This is a genomic window from Streptomyces sp. NPDC002817 (assembly GCF_053592055.1).
The window spans coordinates 1-15,092 of sequence record NZ_JBSFUY010000011.1 but is presented as its reverse complement, the minus strand read 5'-3'; the positions used below and the strand labels follow the sequence as shown (position 1 = coordinate 15,092).

General features: G+C 71.9%; 14 protein-coding genes. 6 read left to right on the top strand and 8 right to left on the bottom strand.

Annotated elements, in window-relative coordinates; all coding sequences use genetic code 11:
- Positions 1 to 13: 13 nt before the first annotated feature.
- The 3 genes from ACWD3I_RS21845 (at position 14) to ACWD3I_RS21835 (ending at position 3,118) form a co-directional block, all read left to right on the top strand.
- Positions 14 to 1,369, top strand: coding sequence for a dipeptidase (locus ACWD3I_RS21845; RefSeq protein WP_365412736.1), 1,356 nt, complete (start codon positions 14 to 16; stop codon positions 1,367 to 1,369).
- Between the two features lie 62 nt (positions 1,370 to 1,431).
- The gene (locus tag ACWD3I_RS21840; protein ID WP_365412738.1) at positions 1,432 to 2,052 is read left to right on the top strand and encodes an MBL fold metallo-hydrolase; all 621 of its coding nucleotides are present in this window, start codon (positions 1,432 to 1,434) and stop codon (positions 2,050 to 2,052) included.
- Positions 2,053 to 2,056: 4 nt separating this feature from the next.
- Complete coding sequence (locus tag ACWD3I_RS21835) at positions 2,057 to 3,118, top strand: protein kinase family protein (protein WP_365412740.1); 1,062 nt, start codon at positions 2,057 to 2,059, stop codon at positions 3,116 to 3,118.
- Here the strand turns inward: ACWD3I_RS21835 and ACWD3I_RS21830 are convergent.
- The 5 genes from ACWD3I_RS21830 to ACWD3I_RS21810 all read right to left on the bottom strand — a co-directional run bounded on the left by ACWD3I_RS21830 (position 3,088) and on the right by ACWD3I_RS21810 (position 7,766).
- The gene (locus ACWD3I_RS21830; RefSeq protein WP_365412742.1) at positions 3,088 to 4,128 is read right to left on the bottom strand and encodes an NUDIX hydrolase; all 1,041 of its coding nucleotides are present in this window, start codon (positions 4,126 to 4,128) and stop codon (positions 3,088 to 3,090) included. The two genes, ACWD3I_RS21835 and ACWD3I_RS21830, sit on opposite strands and share 31 nt — an antisense overlap.
- A gap of 138 nt (positions 4,129 to 4,266) precedes the next feature.
- Positions 4,267 to 4,458, bottom strand: coding sequence for a hypothetical protein (locus ACWD3I_RS21825; protein WP_046258057.1), 192 nt, complete (start codon positions 4,456 to 4,458; stop codon positions 4,267 to 4,269).
- 129 nt (positions 4,459 to 4,587) lie between these two features.
- Positions 4,588 to 5,184, bottom strand: a complete 597-nt coding sequence (locus ACWD3I_RS21820) for a HEAT repeat domain-containing protein (protein ID WP_365412744.1) — start codon at positions 5,182 to 5,184, stop codon at positions 4,588 to 4,590.
- Positions 5,185 to 5,193: 9 nt separating this feature from the next.
- The gene (locus tag ACWD3I_RS21815; protein WP_365412746.1) at positions 5,194 to 6,498 is read right to left on the bottom strand and encodes a hypothetical protein; all 1,305 of its coding nucleotides are present in this window, start codon (positions 6,496 to 6,498) and stop codon (positions 5,194 to 5,196) included.
- Positions 6,499 to 6,818: 320 nt separating this feature from the next.
- Positions 6,819 to 7,766: an ROK family protein gene (locus ACWD3I_RS21810; protein ID WP_451084141.1), complete on the bottom strand. Its 948-nt coding sequence runs from the start codon at positions 7,764 to 7,766 to the stop codon at positions 6,819 to 6,821.
- 194 nt (positions 7,767 to 7,960) lie between these two features.
- On the opposite strand from ACWD3I_RS21810, the gene ACWD3I_RS21805 reads away from it, so the two are divergent.
- Complete coding sequence (locus tag ACWD3I_RS21805; protein ID WP_266895891.1) at positions 7,961 to 9,010, top strand: LacI family DNA-binding transcriptional regulator; 1,050 nt, start codon at positions 7,961 to 7,963, stop codon at positions 9,008 to 9,010.
- Between the two features lie 667 nt (positions 9,011 to 9,677).
- Positions 9,678 to 10,457: a hypothetical protein gene (locus tag ACWD3I_RS21800; RefSeq protein WP_451084151.1), complete on the top strand. Its 780-nt coding sequence runs from the start codon at positions 9,678 to 9,680 to the stop codon at positions 10,455 to 10,457.
- On the opposite strand, the gene ACWD3I_RS21795 is transcribed toward ACWD3I_RS21800, so the two are convergent.
- The 3 genes from ACWD3I_RS21795 to ACWD3I_RS21785 all read right to left on the bottom strand — a co-directional run bounded on the left by ACWD3I_RS21795 (position 10,403) and on the right by ACWD3I_RS21785 (position 13,868).
- The gene (locus tag ACWD3I_RS21795; RefSeq protein WP_365413933.1) at positions 10,403 to 12,223 is read right to left on the bottom strand and encodes a serine/threonine-protein kinase; all 1,821 of its coding nucleotides are present in this window, start codon (positions 12,221 to 12,223) and stop codon (positions 10,403 to 10,405) included. The genes ACWD3I_RS21800 and ACWD3I_RS21795 overlap by 55 nt on opposite strands.
- A gap of 78 nt (positions 12,224 to 12,301) precedes the next feature.
- Complete coding sequence (locus ACWD3I_RS21790; RefSeq protein ID WP_365413935.1) at positions 12,302 to 12,553, bottom strand: DUF7660 family protein; 252 nt, start codon at positions 12,551 to 12,553, stop codon at positions 12,302 to 12,304.
- A gap of 19 nt (positions 12,554 to 12,572) precedes the next feature.
- Positions 12,573 to 13,868 (bottom strand): DUF6986 family protein, encoded by a 1,296-nt coding sequence (locus tag ACWD3I_RS21785; RefSeq protein ID WP_365413937.1) that lies wholly within the window; start codon positions 13,866 to 13,868, stop codon positions 12,573 to 12,575.
- A gap of 203 nt (positions 13,869 to 14,071) precedes the next feature.
- On the opposite strand from ACWD3I_RS21785, the gene ACWD3I_RS21780 reads away from it, so the two are divergent.
- Positions 14,072 to 14,935: an endonuclease/exonuclease/phosphatase family protein gene (locus ACWD3I_RS21780; protein ID WP_451084140.1), complete on the top strand. Its 864-nt coding sequence runs from the start codon at positions 14,072 to 14,074 to the stop codon at positions 14,933 to 14,935.
- Positions 14,936 to 15,092: the final 157 nt, after the last annotated feature.

Genomic DNA, 15,092 nt, shown 5'->3' with positions numbered 1-15,092 from the left:
AAGGAGCGTGCCCATGTCGTCGAATCCGGTCGCCGAGACCGTCGCCTCGCTGATGCCCAGGGCGCGGGCGGAGCTCACCGAACTGGTGGCATTCAAGTCGGTGGCGGACTTCGACCAATTTCCCAAGAGCGAGAGCGAGGGTGCCGCCCGCTGGGTCGCCGACGCGCTCGGCGCCGAGGGCTTCCAGGACGTGGCCCTGCTCGACACCCCGGACGGCACCCAGTCGGTCTACGGCTACCTGCCCGGCCCCGACGGCGCGAAGACGGTCCTGCTCTACGCGCACTACGACGTGCAGCCGCCGCTGGACGAGGCCGCCTGGACCACTCCGCCGTTCGAGCTGACCGAGCGCGACGGCCGCTGGTACGGACGCGGTGCCGCCGACTGCAAGGGCGGCGTGATCATGCACCTGCTCGCCCTGCGCGCACTGAAGGCGAACGGCGGCGTGCCGGTGCACGTCAAGGTGATCGCCGAGGGCTCCGAGGAGATGGGCACGGGCGGTCTGGAGCGGTACGCCGAGGAACACCCGGACCTCCTGGAGGCCGACACCATCGTCATCGGCGACGCGGGCAACTTCCGGGTCGGTCTGCCGACGGTCACCTCCACCCTGCGGGGCATGACCCTGGTCCGTGTCCAGGTCGACACGCTCCAGGGCAACCTGCACTCGGGCCAGTTCGGCGGCGCGGCACCCGACGCGCTGGCCGCGCTGATCCGCGTACTGGACTCGCTGCGCGCCGAGGACGGTTCGACGACGGTCGACGGCCTGGCCCCCGAGACCGGGTGGGACGGCCTGCAGTACGACGAGGAGCAGTTCCGCAAGGACGCGAAGGTCCTGGACGGCGTCGAGCTGATCGGCTCCGGCACGGTCGCCGACCGCATCTGGGCGCGCCCGGCCGTCACGGTCCTCGGCATCGACTGCCCACCGGTCGTCGGTGCCACCCCGTCCGTGCAGGCGGGCGCCCGCGCCCTGGTCAGCCTGCGGGTGCCGCCGGGCGTCGACGCCGCCGAGGCGACCAAGCTGCTCCAGGCCCACCTGGAGGCGCACACCCCGTGGGGCGCCCGGGTGCGCACCGAGCAGACAGGCCAGGGCCAGGCCTTCAGCGCCGACACGACCAGCCCGGCGTACGCGGCGATGGCCGAGGCCATGTCGGTCGCCTACCCGGGCCAGGAGATGCAGTACGCGGGCCAGGGCGGCTCCATCCCCCTGTGCAACACCCTCGCCGCCCTCTACCCGCACGCCGAGATCCTCCTCATCGGCCTGAGCGAGCCGGAGGCGCAGATCCACGCGGTGAACGAGAGCGTGTCCCCGCAGGAGCTGGAGCGCCTCTCGGTCGCGGAGGCGCTGTTCCTGAGCAACTACGCGGCGGGCTGACCGGCTCTGCCGCCGGCAGAAGGCCCTCGTCCACGGGCGGGGGCCTTTTCTACCGTCGCCCCATGGTCGTCATCGAGCTCCTCCCCCGCCTCCACCCCCTGCGCTTTCCGGTCGGCCGGGCCTGTCTCTGGTGCGACGACACCGGGTTGACGCTGATCGACGCCGATCCGCCGGCGTCGGGCGAGTTGGCCGCGTCGACGGGTGCCGAGGTGGTGACCCACGCCCTGGAGGCACCCGCCGTACGACGTGAAGTGCCGGGCCCTGCACCGGTGTTCGAGGACCGGGAGCGGCCCCTCCACGCGGAGGCCGTCAAGCAGCTCCCCCAAGGCGACTTCGGACGCCATACGAAGGTCACGGAGTTGAACGACGGCGATGTCCTCGACTTCGGCGGAGGTGCCCGAGCCGTCCACGCTCCCGGCCATACGCACGGCAGCATCGCCCTCCATCTCCCCCACCACGGCGTGCTGTTCACGGGTGACGCCATCGCCGCGTCCCCGCTGGACGGGGCGGTGATGCTCGGGGTGTTCAACGTCGACCGGGACCGAGCCGTCCGTTCCTTCCGTCGTCTGGCGGCGCTCGACGCGGAGGTGGCCTGTTTCGGCCACGGGGATCCGGTGACCGGCCAAGCCTCGGCGGCACTGCGGAGATCGGCGGACACCTACGCGGTGCCCGACCGAGGATGACTCCATGTCCCGCACCGAACGCCGCACCGCCCATGCCGACATCGCCACGTCCCTCGCGCTCCTCAGCGACACCGAGCTCATGGAGCTGGTGGAATCGGGCTCGCCGCTCGGCACCGGAATCGGCGGACGTGCGGCGCTCGTCGAGGTGGACGGCAGACGCGTCTTCGTGAAGCGGGTACCGCTCACCGACCTCGAACGGCGGCCGGAGAACATCCGGTCCACGGCGAACCTCTTCCAGGTCCCGCCGTACGTCCACTACGGCATCGGGAGCCCGGGGCTGGGCGCCTGGCGGGAACTCGCCGTCCACACGATGACGACCAACTGGGTACTGGCGGACCGCTTCCCGGGATTCCCGCTGATGCACCACTGGCGGGTCCTGCCCGACACCCCACAGCCCCTTCCCACCCAACTCGCGGACGTGGAAAGTGTCGTCGCCTACTGGGGCGGCAGCCCGGCGGTGCGCGAGCGCCTCGAGGGGCTACGGACGGCGTCCGCGAGCCTGGCACTGTTCCTGGAGTACGTCCCGCACACCCTCCACGACTGGTTCGACGCCCGGTTGCGCACGGACGACGCCGACGCCACGTGCGCCTTGGTGGAACGGCAGCTGGGCGAGCTCACCGACTTCCTCGGCAGCAGCGAACTCCTGCACTTCGACGCCCACTTCCAGAACATCCTCACCGACGGCCGGCAGTTCTATCTCGCCGACTACGGCCTCTCCCTCTCCACCCGCTTCCGCCTCACCCCGCAGGAGCGTGCCTTCTTCGACCGGCATCGGCACTACGACCGCGACTACACCACCAGGCACCTGGTGATCTGGCTCGTCACCGCCCTCTACGGGCATCGCGGGCAGGAGCGGGACGCCTTCATCCGCGCGTGGGCCGACGGCGAGCGGCCCGAGGGCGGGATCCCCCGGGCCGCGGCCGACATCATCACCCGCTGCGCCCGACCGACGGCGGTGATGGACGACTTCGTCCGTCGACTGTGCGAGGAGAGCAAGCTGACCCCCTATCCGGACGAGGCGCTGCACGCCGCCGCTCAGGCCGTCGGGACGCCCGCCTCCAGGTAGAGCGCCGCCCCGCGTTCCCGGGCCCGCAGCGCCCACCGCAGCCGCTCGTAGCGGACGGGCGGCAGCAGGTCGGCGGCCTCCTGCTCGGTGACGAAGCGCCAGTCCCGCAGTTCGGGCCCCGGCAGCAGCACCCGGCCCGCCTGCGCGGAGTCGAGGCGGCCGCCGTCGAAGAGGAGCCGCAGACCGCCGTAGCCGGGCGGCCGGGGCTGCTCCCAGTCGACGACGAGGAGCCGCGGTACGTCCTCCAGCCGTATCCCGGTCTCCTCGGCGACCTCGCGGATACCGGCCCGCGCCGGGGCCTCGCCGGGTTCGACGACGCCGCCGGGGAACTCCCAGCCGGCCTTGTAGGTGGGGTCGACGAGCAGCACCCGGTCCTGCTCGTCGAAGAGGAGCACTCCGGCGGCGAGGGTCTCGGCGGTCGGTTCGGGGGTCTGCACGATGTCGCAGACGGGCACGGAGCCGGATCCGACCGCCTCGGCGATGCGGACGGCCGTCTCATACGGGGTGAGGGCGCCGTTGTCGACGGGGTGGGCGTCGGCGGTCAGCCAGGAGGCGAGGGCGGTGCGGTACGGCTCGATGTGGTCGTACGACCACTGCCGTATCCGGATGTCGCCGTCGGGCACGTCCGGCGGGATCTCCCGCCCGGCTATTCGCTCCCGCAGGATCGTTTCGGCCGGGGCGAGAAGGAGGTGCCGGACCGTGATCCGGCGGGCGGCGAGGCCACCGAAGACCTCATCGCGGTACTCCTGACGCAGCAGGGTCATGGGGACCACGAGGGTCCCGCCGAGCTCGGCCAGCATGGCGGCGGCCGTGTCGATCACGAGACGTCGCCAGATCGGCAGGTCCTGGAAGTCGCCGACCTCGGCGAGGTGCTTGGGCGGGAGCAGGTGCGTCAGCGCTCCGCCGATGACCTCGGGGTCGAAGAGCGTGCTGTTCGGGATCAGTTCGATCAGTTCTCGTGCGGTGGTGGTCTTCCCCGCACCGAACGCACCGTTGATCCAGACGATCACGGTTCCCCCTCTTCTGTTGGCCCCCTGAGGCTTGCCCGCTTCACCCTGCCACGGAAACCAGCCCCAGTTGAGGGGGCGCATACGACGGCGCCGGCACCCCCTGACGCGAGGGGCACCGGCGCCGTGTTCCGGTCGGCCTCAGCCGTTCTGCCCGAGGGCGGTGTCGTCGACGGAGAGGCTGTCGCTGGCGATCGTGTCGCCGAGCGTGCTGACGGTCTTGTCCACGTCGAGGTCGGGCAGGTCGTCCCCGAGCGCGTGCGACGGGGTGACCGCGGCGACGACGAAACCGGTGGCCATGGTGGCGATGGCGAGCATGGTGCGCTTCTTCATGCCCGGATCAACGGCGCGGGCGACCCGGAGTCACGGGATCACCGACGAAAGCGGCCGGCGGACGTACGCGAGTGCCCGGGTCCGGCGCGCGGCGGCGCCGGGGCCCGGGCACCCGTGGTCTGCCGGATCTCACTCCTCGCCAGGCATCTTTCCCGGCTTCGGCTGACTCCCGGAGTCCCCCATGCCCCGGTCGGCACCCGGTCCCTCGCCGGGCATCAGGCCGGTCGTGGGGCCCTCGCCGGGCATCAGCCCGCTGTCGGCCCGCTCTCCGGGCATCGTCCCCAGCGGCTGCTCACCGTTCGGCACGGGTTCGGCCGGCACTGCCTGCGGGGCGAGGGCGGCCTGCTGGATGCGGTCGGCCAGCTCCGTCGGCGGGTCCTCGGGCACGGATGCCAGCGCCACCTTGCGCACGCCGGGGTCGTCGTCCGCGACCAGGTCGGAGAGGACCGCGGCGGCGGACTCCGGGGGCAGACTCGCCGCGGCACTGGCCGCCGCGACGCGCAGCGTCGGGTCGTCGCTGCGGGCGGCCGTGGTCACCACGTCCTGCCCGGTGTCGCCCGCCAGTTGCCCGGCCGCGTAGGCCGCCTTGGCCGCGAGCAGCGGATCATCGCCCGCGACCAGCCTGCGCAGGTGGGGCAGGCTGTCGGTGCCCAGCCGGGCGGCGGCCGTGTAGTCCGGCTCCTCGGGATCGAGGACCTTGCGCACATCACGCATCGATACGCTCACCGAAGCCTCCTAGATGTCCTGGGTCCGAGGACTGTCGAGCATGGTCTTCACCTCGTCCGAGACCAGGTCGGGCGGCGGGTTCGTGATGTTGGCCGTCCCGTTGCCCGTCATCAGGCGATTGTTGTCGTTCACGTGCCGCAGCCCCAGGACGTGCCCGATCTCATGGCCCAGTGTCCACTGTGTCGCACCCTGGGCCACGACGGCACCCGGACGGTCGGCGGGATGGGCCGCGCAGCCGTTGAACGGCGGAACCGTCGACCGTACGAAATAGGCGACGACGTCGTTGGCGCCCGCGTTGTTGCGATGGGCGAAGAGCTGGTTCTGCTCGGCCGTCGTCTGTCCGCTCACGCACTGCCCGACGTCGATGTCGTTGAGGGCCGGCAGGTTCAGGCTCTCGGTCGACGCCAGTTCGACGGCGATGCCCGCGGTCGCGTACACCTCCCGCATGCGCGCCACTGCGTCGGCGACGGACACGTTCGGAGTGGTGAGGACCTTGGCGTGCAGCCGCACGGTGGGGACCTGTGTCCACCACTTGTGCCACATCGCGCTGTCGGTGCCGGCGACGAACGTGTCGATCCGGTTCGGCCCCCACGAGACGGCCGCCGGCGCGCTGGTCAGCACACCACCGAGGCTCTCCCAGCCGGACCAGCCGTTCTGGAACCACTTGTGCCACATCGCCGAGTCGGTACCCGCCACGAAGACGTCGAGCCGCCCGGACGCCCAACTCGCCACCGCCGGGGCAGAGGTGAGGACGCCGCCCAGGCTCTCCCAGTTCGACCAGCCGTTCTGGAACCACTTGTGCCACAGGGCCGCGTTCGTGCCGGCGCCGAAGACGTCGATACGACCGTTGCCCCAGGAGACGGCCGCGGGCGCGCTGGTCAGCACACCACCGAGGCTCTCCCAGCCGGACCAGCCGTTCTGGTACCACTTGTGCCACAGCGCGGAGTCCGTCCCCCGCGCGAAGACGTCGAGCCGCCCGGACGCCCAACTCGCCACCGTGGGCCCGGAGGTGAGGACACCGCCCAGACTCTCCCAGCCCGACCAGCCGTTCTGGAACCACTTGTGCCACAGCGCGGAGTCAGTCCCCCGCACGAAGACGTCGATACGGCCGTTCCCCCAGGAGACCGCCGCGGGCTCCGAGGTGAGGATGCCCCCGAGGCTCTCCCAGTTCGACCAGCCGTTCTGATACCACTTGTGCCACAGCGCGGAATTCGTCCCGCGCACGAACGTGTCCAGCCGCCCCGAGGTCCAGGACGACACACCGGGGCCGCTCGTCAGCGTGCCCCCGAGACTCTCCCAGCCCAGCCACGTCATGGCATTCCCCCTTCAGCCGCGGAACGCTTTCGCGGAAGGCCCATGACGCTACTCGTCCGGCTTACGGCGGCTAAGCAGGAAATCGGGCCATAAACAGGGTGATCAGCCATGTTCTACGGGAAACCGGGATATGCCAGAGATACCCACAGGACGGCGCGGGGTGTGCCACCTGCTCCGTGCCGCGGGCATGCAACGGCCCCGACAGAACTGGATGTTGGCCGAAACCGAGCACGCGGCGGCCTGTTGACCGCACTCGGCGGCTGGACCCGACGGTCGTCGTCGGGTCCAGCCGCCGAGTGAACGTTCCTGCCGAGGACCGGTCAGACCGGGGCGGCGTCCGTCCGCTTCGCGAGCGCGGCCGCCGCCGCGCCCACCAGACCCGCGTCGGTGCCCATCTGGGCCGGTGTGACCACCAGACGCTGCACGAAGGACAGGGTGGCGTAGTCGGTCAGGGCCTTGCGCAGCGGCGTGAAGAGGACGTCGCCCGCCTTGCCCACACCGCCGCCGATCACGGCGATGTCGATCTCGACGAGTGTCGCGGTGGCGGCGATGCCGGCGGCGAGGGCCTGGGCCGCCCGCGCGAAGGAGGCCACGGCGACCGGGTCACCGGCCCGGGCGGCGGCGGCGACCGCAGCCGCGGAGGTGTCACCGTCGGGGCCGGGGCGCCAGCCGTTCTCGACAGCCCGGCGGGCGATGTTCGGACCGCTCGCGATGCGCTCCACACAGCCGCGCGAACCGCATGCACACGGGTCGCCGTCGATGTCCACGCTGATGTGGCCGATGTGGCCCGCGTTGCCCGTCGGACCGGGGTGCAGACGGCCGCCCAGGACCAGACCGCCGCCGACGCCCGTCGAGACGACCATGCACAGCGCGTTGTCGTGGCCGCGGGCCGCGCCCTGCCAGTGCTCGGCCGCGGTGATCGCCACGCCGTCGCCGATCAGCTCGACAGGCAGTCCGCCCGTAGCCTCCCGGACCCGCCGGACCAGCGGATAGTCGCGCCAGCCGGGCACGTTCACCGGGCTCACCGTGCCCGCGGAGGCGTCCACGGGTCCCGCGCTGCCGATGCCGAGGGCGCAGGCACGTCCCCACAGCGGCGACGCGGTGAGCTCGCCGAGCACCTCCTCGACGGCACCCATCACGGTCTCGCCGTCCTCCTTGGCGGGCGTGGCGCGCTGGGCTCGCACCAGGATCCGGCCCTGGTCGTCGACCAGCGCTCCGGCGATCTTGGTGCCGCCGATGTCGAGCGCGGCCACGAGGTCGGTGTGCATCAGTGTGTGGTCTCCCGGTCAACCATGAGCAAGTGTGGGCCGATCCCGGGGTGGGGGCACGGAACCGGAGATTGCGGTGGACAGTGTCCCCTGCATCTGACAACGTTGTCCAGGCTCTATGCTCGACGCCACATCCTCATACAAAATCATGGACGCCGCACCCTTCTCGGCCGACAGGAACAGGACGCCGCATCGTGCCCGACTCCACCCGCCGCGCAGACCGCCTCTCCGCCTCGCGTTACGGCAACCGTCCGACGATGAAGGACGTGGCCGCGCGCGCCGGGGTCGGCCTCAAGACGGTCTCCCGTGTGGTCAATGGCGAGCCCGGCGTCACACCGGAGACCGAGCGCCGGGTCCAGGAGGCCATCGACGCGCTCGGCTTCCGCCGCAACGACAGCGCGCGGGTGCTGCGCAAGGGCAGCACCGCCAGCATCGGGCTGGTCCTGGAGGACCTCGCGGACCCCTTCTACGGACCGCTGAGCCGTTCCGTCGAGGAGGTGGCCCGTGCCCACGGCGCCCTGCTGATCAACGGCTCCAGCGCGGAGGACCCGGACCGTGAGCAGGAGTTGGTCCTGGCGCTCTGCGCACGGCGCGTGGACGGCCTGGTGGTCATCCCGGCCGGTGACGACCACCGGTATCTGGAGCCCGAGCTGAAGGCGGGCGTCGCCACGGTGTTCGTGGACCGTCCGGCCGGACAGATCGACGCCGATGTCGTCCTCTCCGACAACTTCGGCGGCGCCCGCGACGGCGTCGCCCACCTCATCGCCCACGGGCACCGCCGGATCGGCTTCATCGGCGACATGCCCCGCATCCACACCGCCGCCGAGCGGCTGCGCGGCTACCGGGCCGCCATGGAGGACGCGGGCATACCGGTCGAGGACGCCTGGATGTCCCTCGGCGTCACGGACCCCGAGCGGGTGCGCCGGGCGGCCGAGCAGATGCTCTCCGGTCCGACGCCGGTCACCGCGGTCTTCGCGGGCAACAACCGGGTGACGGTCACCGTGATCCGCGTCCTCGCCGAGCATCCGCGCCGCGTCGCCCTGGTCGGCTTCGACGACATCGAACTCGCCGACCTGCTCCAACCGGGCGTCACCGTCGTGGCCCAGGACGCCGCGGCCCTCGGCCGCACCGCCGCGGAGCGTCTCTTCCGCCAGCTCGACGGCACCCTGGTCGTCCCGGAACGCATCGAGCTGCCCACCCGTCTGATCACCCGCGGCTCGGGCGAACTCCCGCCGGCGGACTGAGCGGCCGGTGGAGGAACGCACGCGCGGGGTACGGCAGCCTGAGCAGGCCCCGGACGAACCCGCGAGCGGTCCGTCACAGCCGGGCTCGGTACCGAGAGCTTCCGCGGCTGATCCCCGGCAGCCGTTTCCGACGTCGGGCGGACACGCGGGCGGACCGGCGCCCAAGGTCCCGGATGACGATCCGCGGCAGTCCGAGCCGACCCTGGACGGATACGCGGACGGTCCGTCACAGCCGGGGGCGGCCTCGGAGGCCTCGGCAGGCGATCCACAACAACCCTCTCCGGCCTCGGACGCAGGCACGCGCGGCCTGCCACAGCCGGTTTCACCGCCCAAGGCGTCGGAAGGCCATGCGCCGCAGCCCCAGCCGACCCTGGACGGACACGCGGACGGTCCGTCACAGCCGGGTCCGGCCTCGGAGGCCTCGGCAGGCGATCCACAACAACCCTCTCCGGCCTCGGACGCAGGCACGCGCGGCCTGCCACAGCCGGGTTCACCGCCCAAGGCGTCGGAAGGCCATGCGCCGCAGCCCCAGCCGACCCTGGACGGATACGCGGGCGGTCCGTCACGGCCGGGTCCGGCCTCGGAGGCCCCCTCTCGGCCCTCTCCGCTCGCGGCCGATCGCCGGAGCGGCGTACGAGACGCCGAACCCGCCCCGGACGCCCGCACCCTGGAGTCCCTGGGGCTGGCCGAGGCGCCGCGTGATCATCCGCTGCTCTACCCGGGTGTCTGGCCGGCCGACTCCGGGCTCCTGGACGGGGACCGCCTCCTGCCCCTGGACCGGCTGCTGTACGAGGACCGCGTCCCCGTCCTCGCCGTCGGCTCCAACGCCAGCCCGGCCCAACTGCGCCACAAGATGGCCGAGTACGGGATCACCTCCCCCATCCCGATGGTGCGGACCCGTGTCACGGGTATCGACGTCGGCGTCTCCGCGCACGTGAGCTTGCTGGGGTATGTGTCCGCCTCGCCGGTCGACGCACCCGCTGCCGTACGGGAGTTGTTCGTGACCTGGCTCGACGCGGAGCAGTTGGCGGTGGTCGACGCGAGCGAGGGGGTACCGCTGCCGACCGGCAACTACCAGCGCGTCTGGCTGCCCTCCCCCGAGGTCCGGATCGAGCTGGCGGACGGCACGCACCTCCCGGGCGTGTACGTGTACGTGAATCGTCACGGCGTCCTCCACGACGGCACCGGCGCCCCCCGCACCCACCCCGGCCAGCGCGCGCTGCTCACCGAACTCCTCGTCGGCTCCGCCCGGTTGAGGGAGCTGTTCGGGGTCACGCCCGAGGAGTTCTGTGCCCGGGCACGGGCCGACCGAGAACTGTGTCGGCAGGGCACGCGGCTCTTCGAGGAGGAGAAACTGGTGACCTCCTCCGGCCTGGAGCGCCACGTGCGGGCTCAGCAGACCGGGAGCCCGGGCACCGGTTCGTCGTTGTCGCCGCCCTTGATGTAGACGTCGCTGACGTAGACGTTCGTGTTGCCGCTGTCGTCGTCCGTCCTGGCCCACCAGACGTTGGTCCACTCACCGTCTGTCTCGCGGCGGCCCAGATTCTGCTGGCAGTAGAAGTAGTTGGTGCCGGCTTTGAGGATGCCGACCTCGGTGCCGGAGGCGGTGTAGGAGGCGGCGGTCTTCCAGACCGTGCAGTTGTACTTGCCGCCGCCTATCGAATAGCAGGCCGGGGCGGGGGTCGTCTCGCCGCCACCGCCCGAGGTCCCGCCGCCGCCCGAGGTCCCGCCGTCGCCGCCGCCCGAGGTCTTCGTCGGGGAGGGCGTGGTGGCTCGGCCGGTGGGGGTGCTCTCGATCGTGCGGCCCGGTGTCCCGGTCGCCGTCGGGGACTTCTCGTCCTCCTGCTCGGTGGGCTTGGGGTCGTCCGTGCGGACGGCGCCGCCACGGCCGCTCGCCGAGGAGGTGGCTCCGATGCCGGTGGCGGACGTCGTGGGCCGCACGCCGGTCTCCTTGTCGCCGCCGTTGTTCAGCAGGGCGACGGTGACGCCGGCCGACGCCAGGACGACGGTGACGGCCGCGGCGGCAAGGAGCACGCGGCCCTTGCGGCGGGGCGGCCGGGTGGTGTCCACGGGTCCGGTGACAGCCGGGTCCTGCGGTCCCGGGGCGGCTGTCCCGAAGCCGTGCGAAGGCGGTCCCGCGTGGCCGGGAGCACCGTAGCCCTGCGGGGCGGGGACGCCCTGGCCGGGAGGGCCGAAACCCTCCGAGCCCGGTCCACCCGTCGCGAAGCCGTGTCCTGCCGGAGCGACCGGCGTCACCGGCCCGAACCCCGGCGGCACCGACGGCACACCGCGCTCCGTCTCCGCCGACACCGGCCCCGCCGTACCCCGGAGGGCCGTCGTCGGTGAATCCGTGCCGTCGGCGTCCGCGACGGCCTGCAGCAGTTCCCGCGCCTCCTCCGCCCCCGGGCGGCCCTCGGGGCGCTTGTCCATCAGCCGCCGGAGCACGGGCCCGAGCGCTCCCGCGCGACCGGGTTCCGGGAGCGGCTCGGTGACGATCGCGGTGAGGGTGGAGAAGGTGGAGGTACGACGGAAGGGCGAGGAGCCCTCCACCGTGGCGTACAGCGTGGCGCCCAGGGCCCAGATGTCGGAGGCCGGGCCGGGGTCGGCGCCCTGGGCCCGTTCGGGTGCCAAGTAGTCGAGGGAGCCGACGAGTTCGCCGCTGTGGGTGAGATGGGTGGCGGAGCCGTCGCCCGGGTCCTCCATCGTCGCGATGCCGAAGTCGGTGAGGACGACCCGCCCCGACCGGTCGAGCAGGATGTTGCCGGGCTTCACGTCCCGGTGCAGGACTCCGACGCGGTGGGCGGCCGCCAGCGCGCCCATGACCTTGGCGCCGATCCCGGCCGCCTCGGCAGGATCGAGCGTGCCGCGCTCACGCAGGACGTCGTCCAGGGAGGGTCCGTCCACCAACTCCATGACGATCAGCGGGCGGCCGTCGACCTCGGTCACGTCGTGGACGGCGACGACACCGGGATGGCGCACCCGGGCGGCGGCGCGGGCTTCGCGCTGCATGCGCAGCCGCAGGCCGGCGAGCTCGGGGCCCTCGGAGTCGTTGTAGGTGCGCAGTTCCTTGACGGCGACCTCACGGCCGAGGACCTCGTCGACGGCCCGCCAGACCACGCCCATGCCGCCCCGGCCGAGCTGTGCCACGACGCGATAGCGCCCGGCCAGCACTCGGCCGGTCTCGTCCGTCCGTCCGTTCTCCCCCGATGACACCGTTGCCCCGTTCCTGTGACCCGTCCGTGCGTGTCGCCCAGACTAATCCGTCACGCACGGCTCCTCGGGTGCCACCCGTCACTCGTAGTCGGTCGCCGCACGCAGCGCCCGGGCCAGGAAGGTCCAGTCGCCCCCGGCGGGGAGGTCCTTGTCGAAGTTCCGGTACCAGCCCGGCGCGGAGCCGATCCACGCCGAGAGCGCCTCCAGGAAGGTGTCGACGGTGCGGTTCTCCCACGCGTCACCCCGCTGGAGACACTCCTCGTGCAGTACGCGGACGAACGCGGCCAGTTCCTCGCGGGTGCGTCTCTCGTCATCGGGTGCGAGCGCCATGGCCGCAATCCAACGGCCCCTACTGGCCGGAGATCGTCAGGTCACCGCGCCGAGGTGCCGCGAAGGCCTCCAGGTCGGCCCTGGTCAGGCCGGTCAGGCGGGCGACCTCGGCGATGTCGAGGGCGCCGCAGTCCAGGCCGCGCAGCAGATAGCCGCCGAGGGCCTTGGCGGTGGCGGGCTCGTCCATGACGTCGCCGCCGGTGTGGTTGGCGTAGCGGGCGAGACGGGCGGCGGCCTGCTCGAAGCCCTCGCGGTAGAAGGCGAAGACGGCGGCGTACCGGGTCGGGATGTGGCCGGGGTGCATGTCCCAGCCCTGGTAGTAGGCGCGCGACAGGGCGCGGCGGGTGAGGCCGTAGTGGAGGCGCCAGGCGTCGTGGACCTTCGCGGTCGGGCCGATCGGCAGGACGTTCGTGGAGCCGTCGCAGACGCGTACTCCGGTGCCCGCGGCCGCGACCTGCATGATCGCCTTGGCGTGGTCGGCGGCCGGGTGGTCGCTGGCCTGGTAGGCGGCGGAGACGCCGAGGCAGGCGCTGTAGTCGAAGGTGCCGTAGTGCAGACCGGTGGCGCGGCCCTCGGCGGCCTGGATCATACGGGCGACCGTGGCGGTGCCGTCGGTGGCGAGGATGGACTGGCTGGTCTCGATCTGGATCTCGAAGCCGATCCGGCCGGGCTCGAGGCCGCGCGCCTTCTCGAACTCCTCGAGGAGGCGCACCATGGCGGTGACCTGCTCGGCGTAGGTCACCTTGGGCAGCGTGAGGACGAGCCCCTCGGGCAGGCCACCGGCCTCCATCAGCCCGGTGAGGAAGATATCCAGGGTGCGGATGCCGCGGTCGCGTACCGCCGTCTCCATGCACTTCATACGGATGCCCATGTACGGCGCCGCCGTGCCGTTCCGGTACGCCTCGGCGATCAGGCGGGCGGAACGAGCCGCGTCCTGGTCCTCGTCCTTGCCCTGGTAGCCGTCCTCGAAGTCCACCCGCAGGTCCTCGATGGGCTCGCGCGCCAGCTTGGCGCGCACCCGGGAGTACACCGGCTCGGCCAGCTCGTCGGACAGGCCCAGTACGGCGGCGAAGGACGCGGCGTCCGGGGCGTGTTCGTCGAGGGCGGCGAGGGCCTGGTCGCCCCAGGAGCGCAGGGTGTCGGCGGTGAAGGCGTCGCCGGGGACGTAGACGGTGTGGACGGGCTGGCGGGTGCCGGGGTCACCGGGGTAGCGGCGCTCCAGCTCGGCGTCGACCGGCGCGAGGGAGGCACTGATCTCCTCGCTGACGGCACCCGCGAGGCTCGTCGCCACCTGCTCCTGCTGGCCCTGACCCATGCCACACCCTCCTATTTTCCGCTCTACGGAATCAACAATCCGTAGAACGAAGTTATCCGTGGAGTTCCTGCCGGTCAACACCCGTCCGCAGCATGAGTCACCACAGTCATTCCAGACGCCCTCTTTCGCACTCCGGTTCGGGCATTCATCCTGACCCGTCGGGAGGGGATTACATGTCGCACACCAACAGGATGACGCGCCGCATGGGTCTGAGAACCGTGGTGGCCGCCGCGGTCGCCGTGCCGCTGATGGCCTCGATGCCGGCCTCCGTCGCCAGGTCGGGCAACCGCCGGATGGAGGTCATGACGTTCAATCTGCGCTTCGCGAGCACCTCCGAACCCAACAGCTGGGCCGCCCGCCGCCCGGTGATGCGCGAGCTCCTACGCCGCGAGTCCCCCACGCTCATCGGTACCCAGGAGGGCCTCTACCAGCAACTGCGGGACATCCACACCGACCTCGGCCCGCACTACGACTGGATCGGCACCGGCCGCGAGGGCGGCAGCCACGACGAGTCCACGGCGATCTTCTACGACACCCGCCGGCTGTCGCCCGTCGAGCACGACACGTACTGGCTCTCCGACACCCCCAGGAGCATCGGCTCGAACACCTGGGGAGCCGCCCTCCCCCGGATCGTCACCTGGGTCCGCTTCCGTGAACGCGCCCGTGGCGGGCGCCAGTTCCACGCCCTCAACACCCACTTCGACCATGTGAGCCAGTACGCGCGGGAGCGTTCCGCGTCGTTCGTCGCCGAGCGGATCGCGGAACTCGCCCGCTCCTCCCCGGTCGTCGTGACCGGAGACTTCAACGCGGCGGCTCGGAACAACCAGGCCCACGACACACTCCTGGCCGCCGGACTCGTCGACACCTGGGACGCCGCGGCCGAGCGCGGTGAGCTGTACGCGACCTTCCACGGCTACAAGCCGCTCACTCCCGGCGGCGAGCGCATCGACTGGATCCTCGCCACGTCCGGCGCCACCGTCCACCGCGCCTGGATCAACACCTTCGCGCGGGACGGACAGTTCCCGAGCGATCATCTGCCGGTGCAGGCCTCGCTCACCCTGGCATGAGAGAGGCCCCCGCGAACCGCTCGGAGAACGGTTCGCGGGGGCCTCGTCACGCCTGAGTGCGATCAGCCCTTGCGGGTGTTGATCTCCTCGGTGAGGGCGGGGACGACGTCGAAGAGGTCGCCGACGACGCCGTAGTCGACGAGGTCGAAGATCGGGG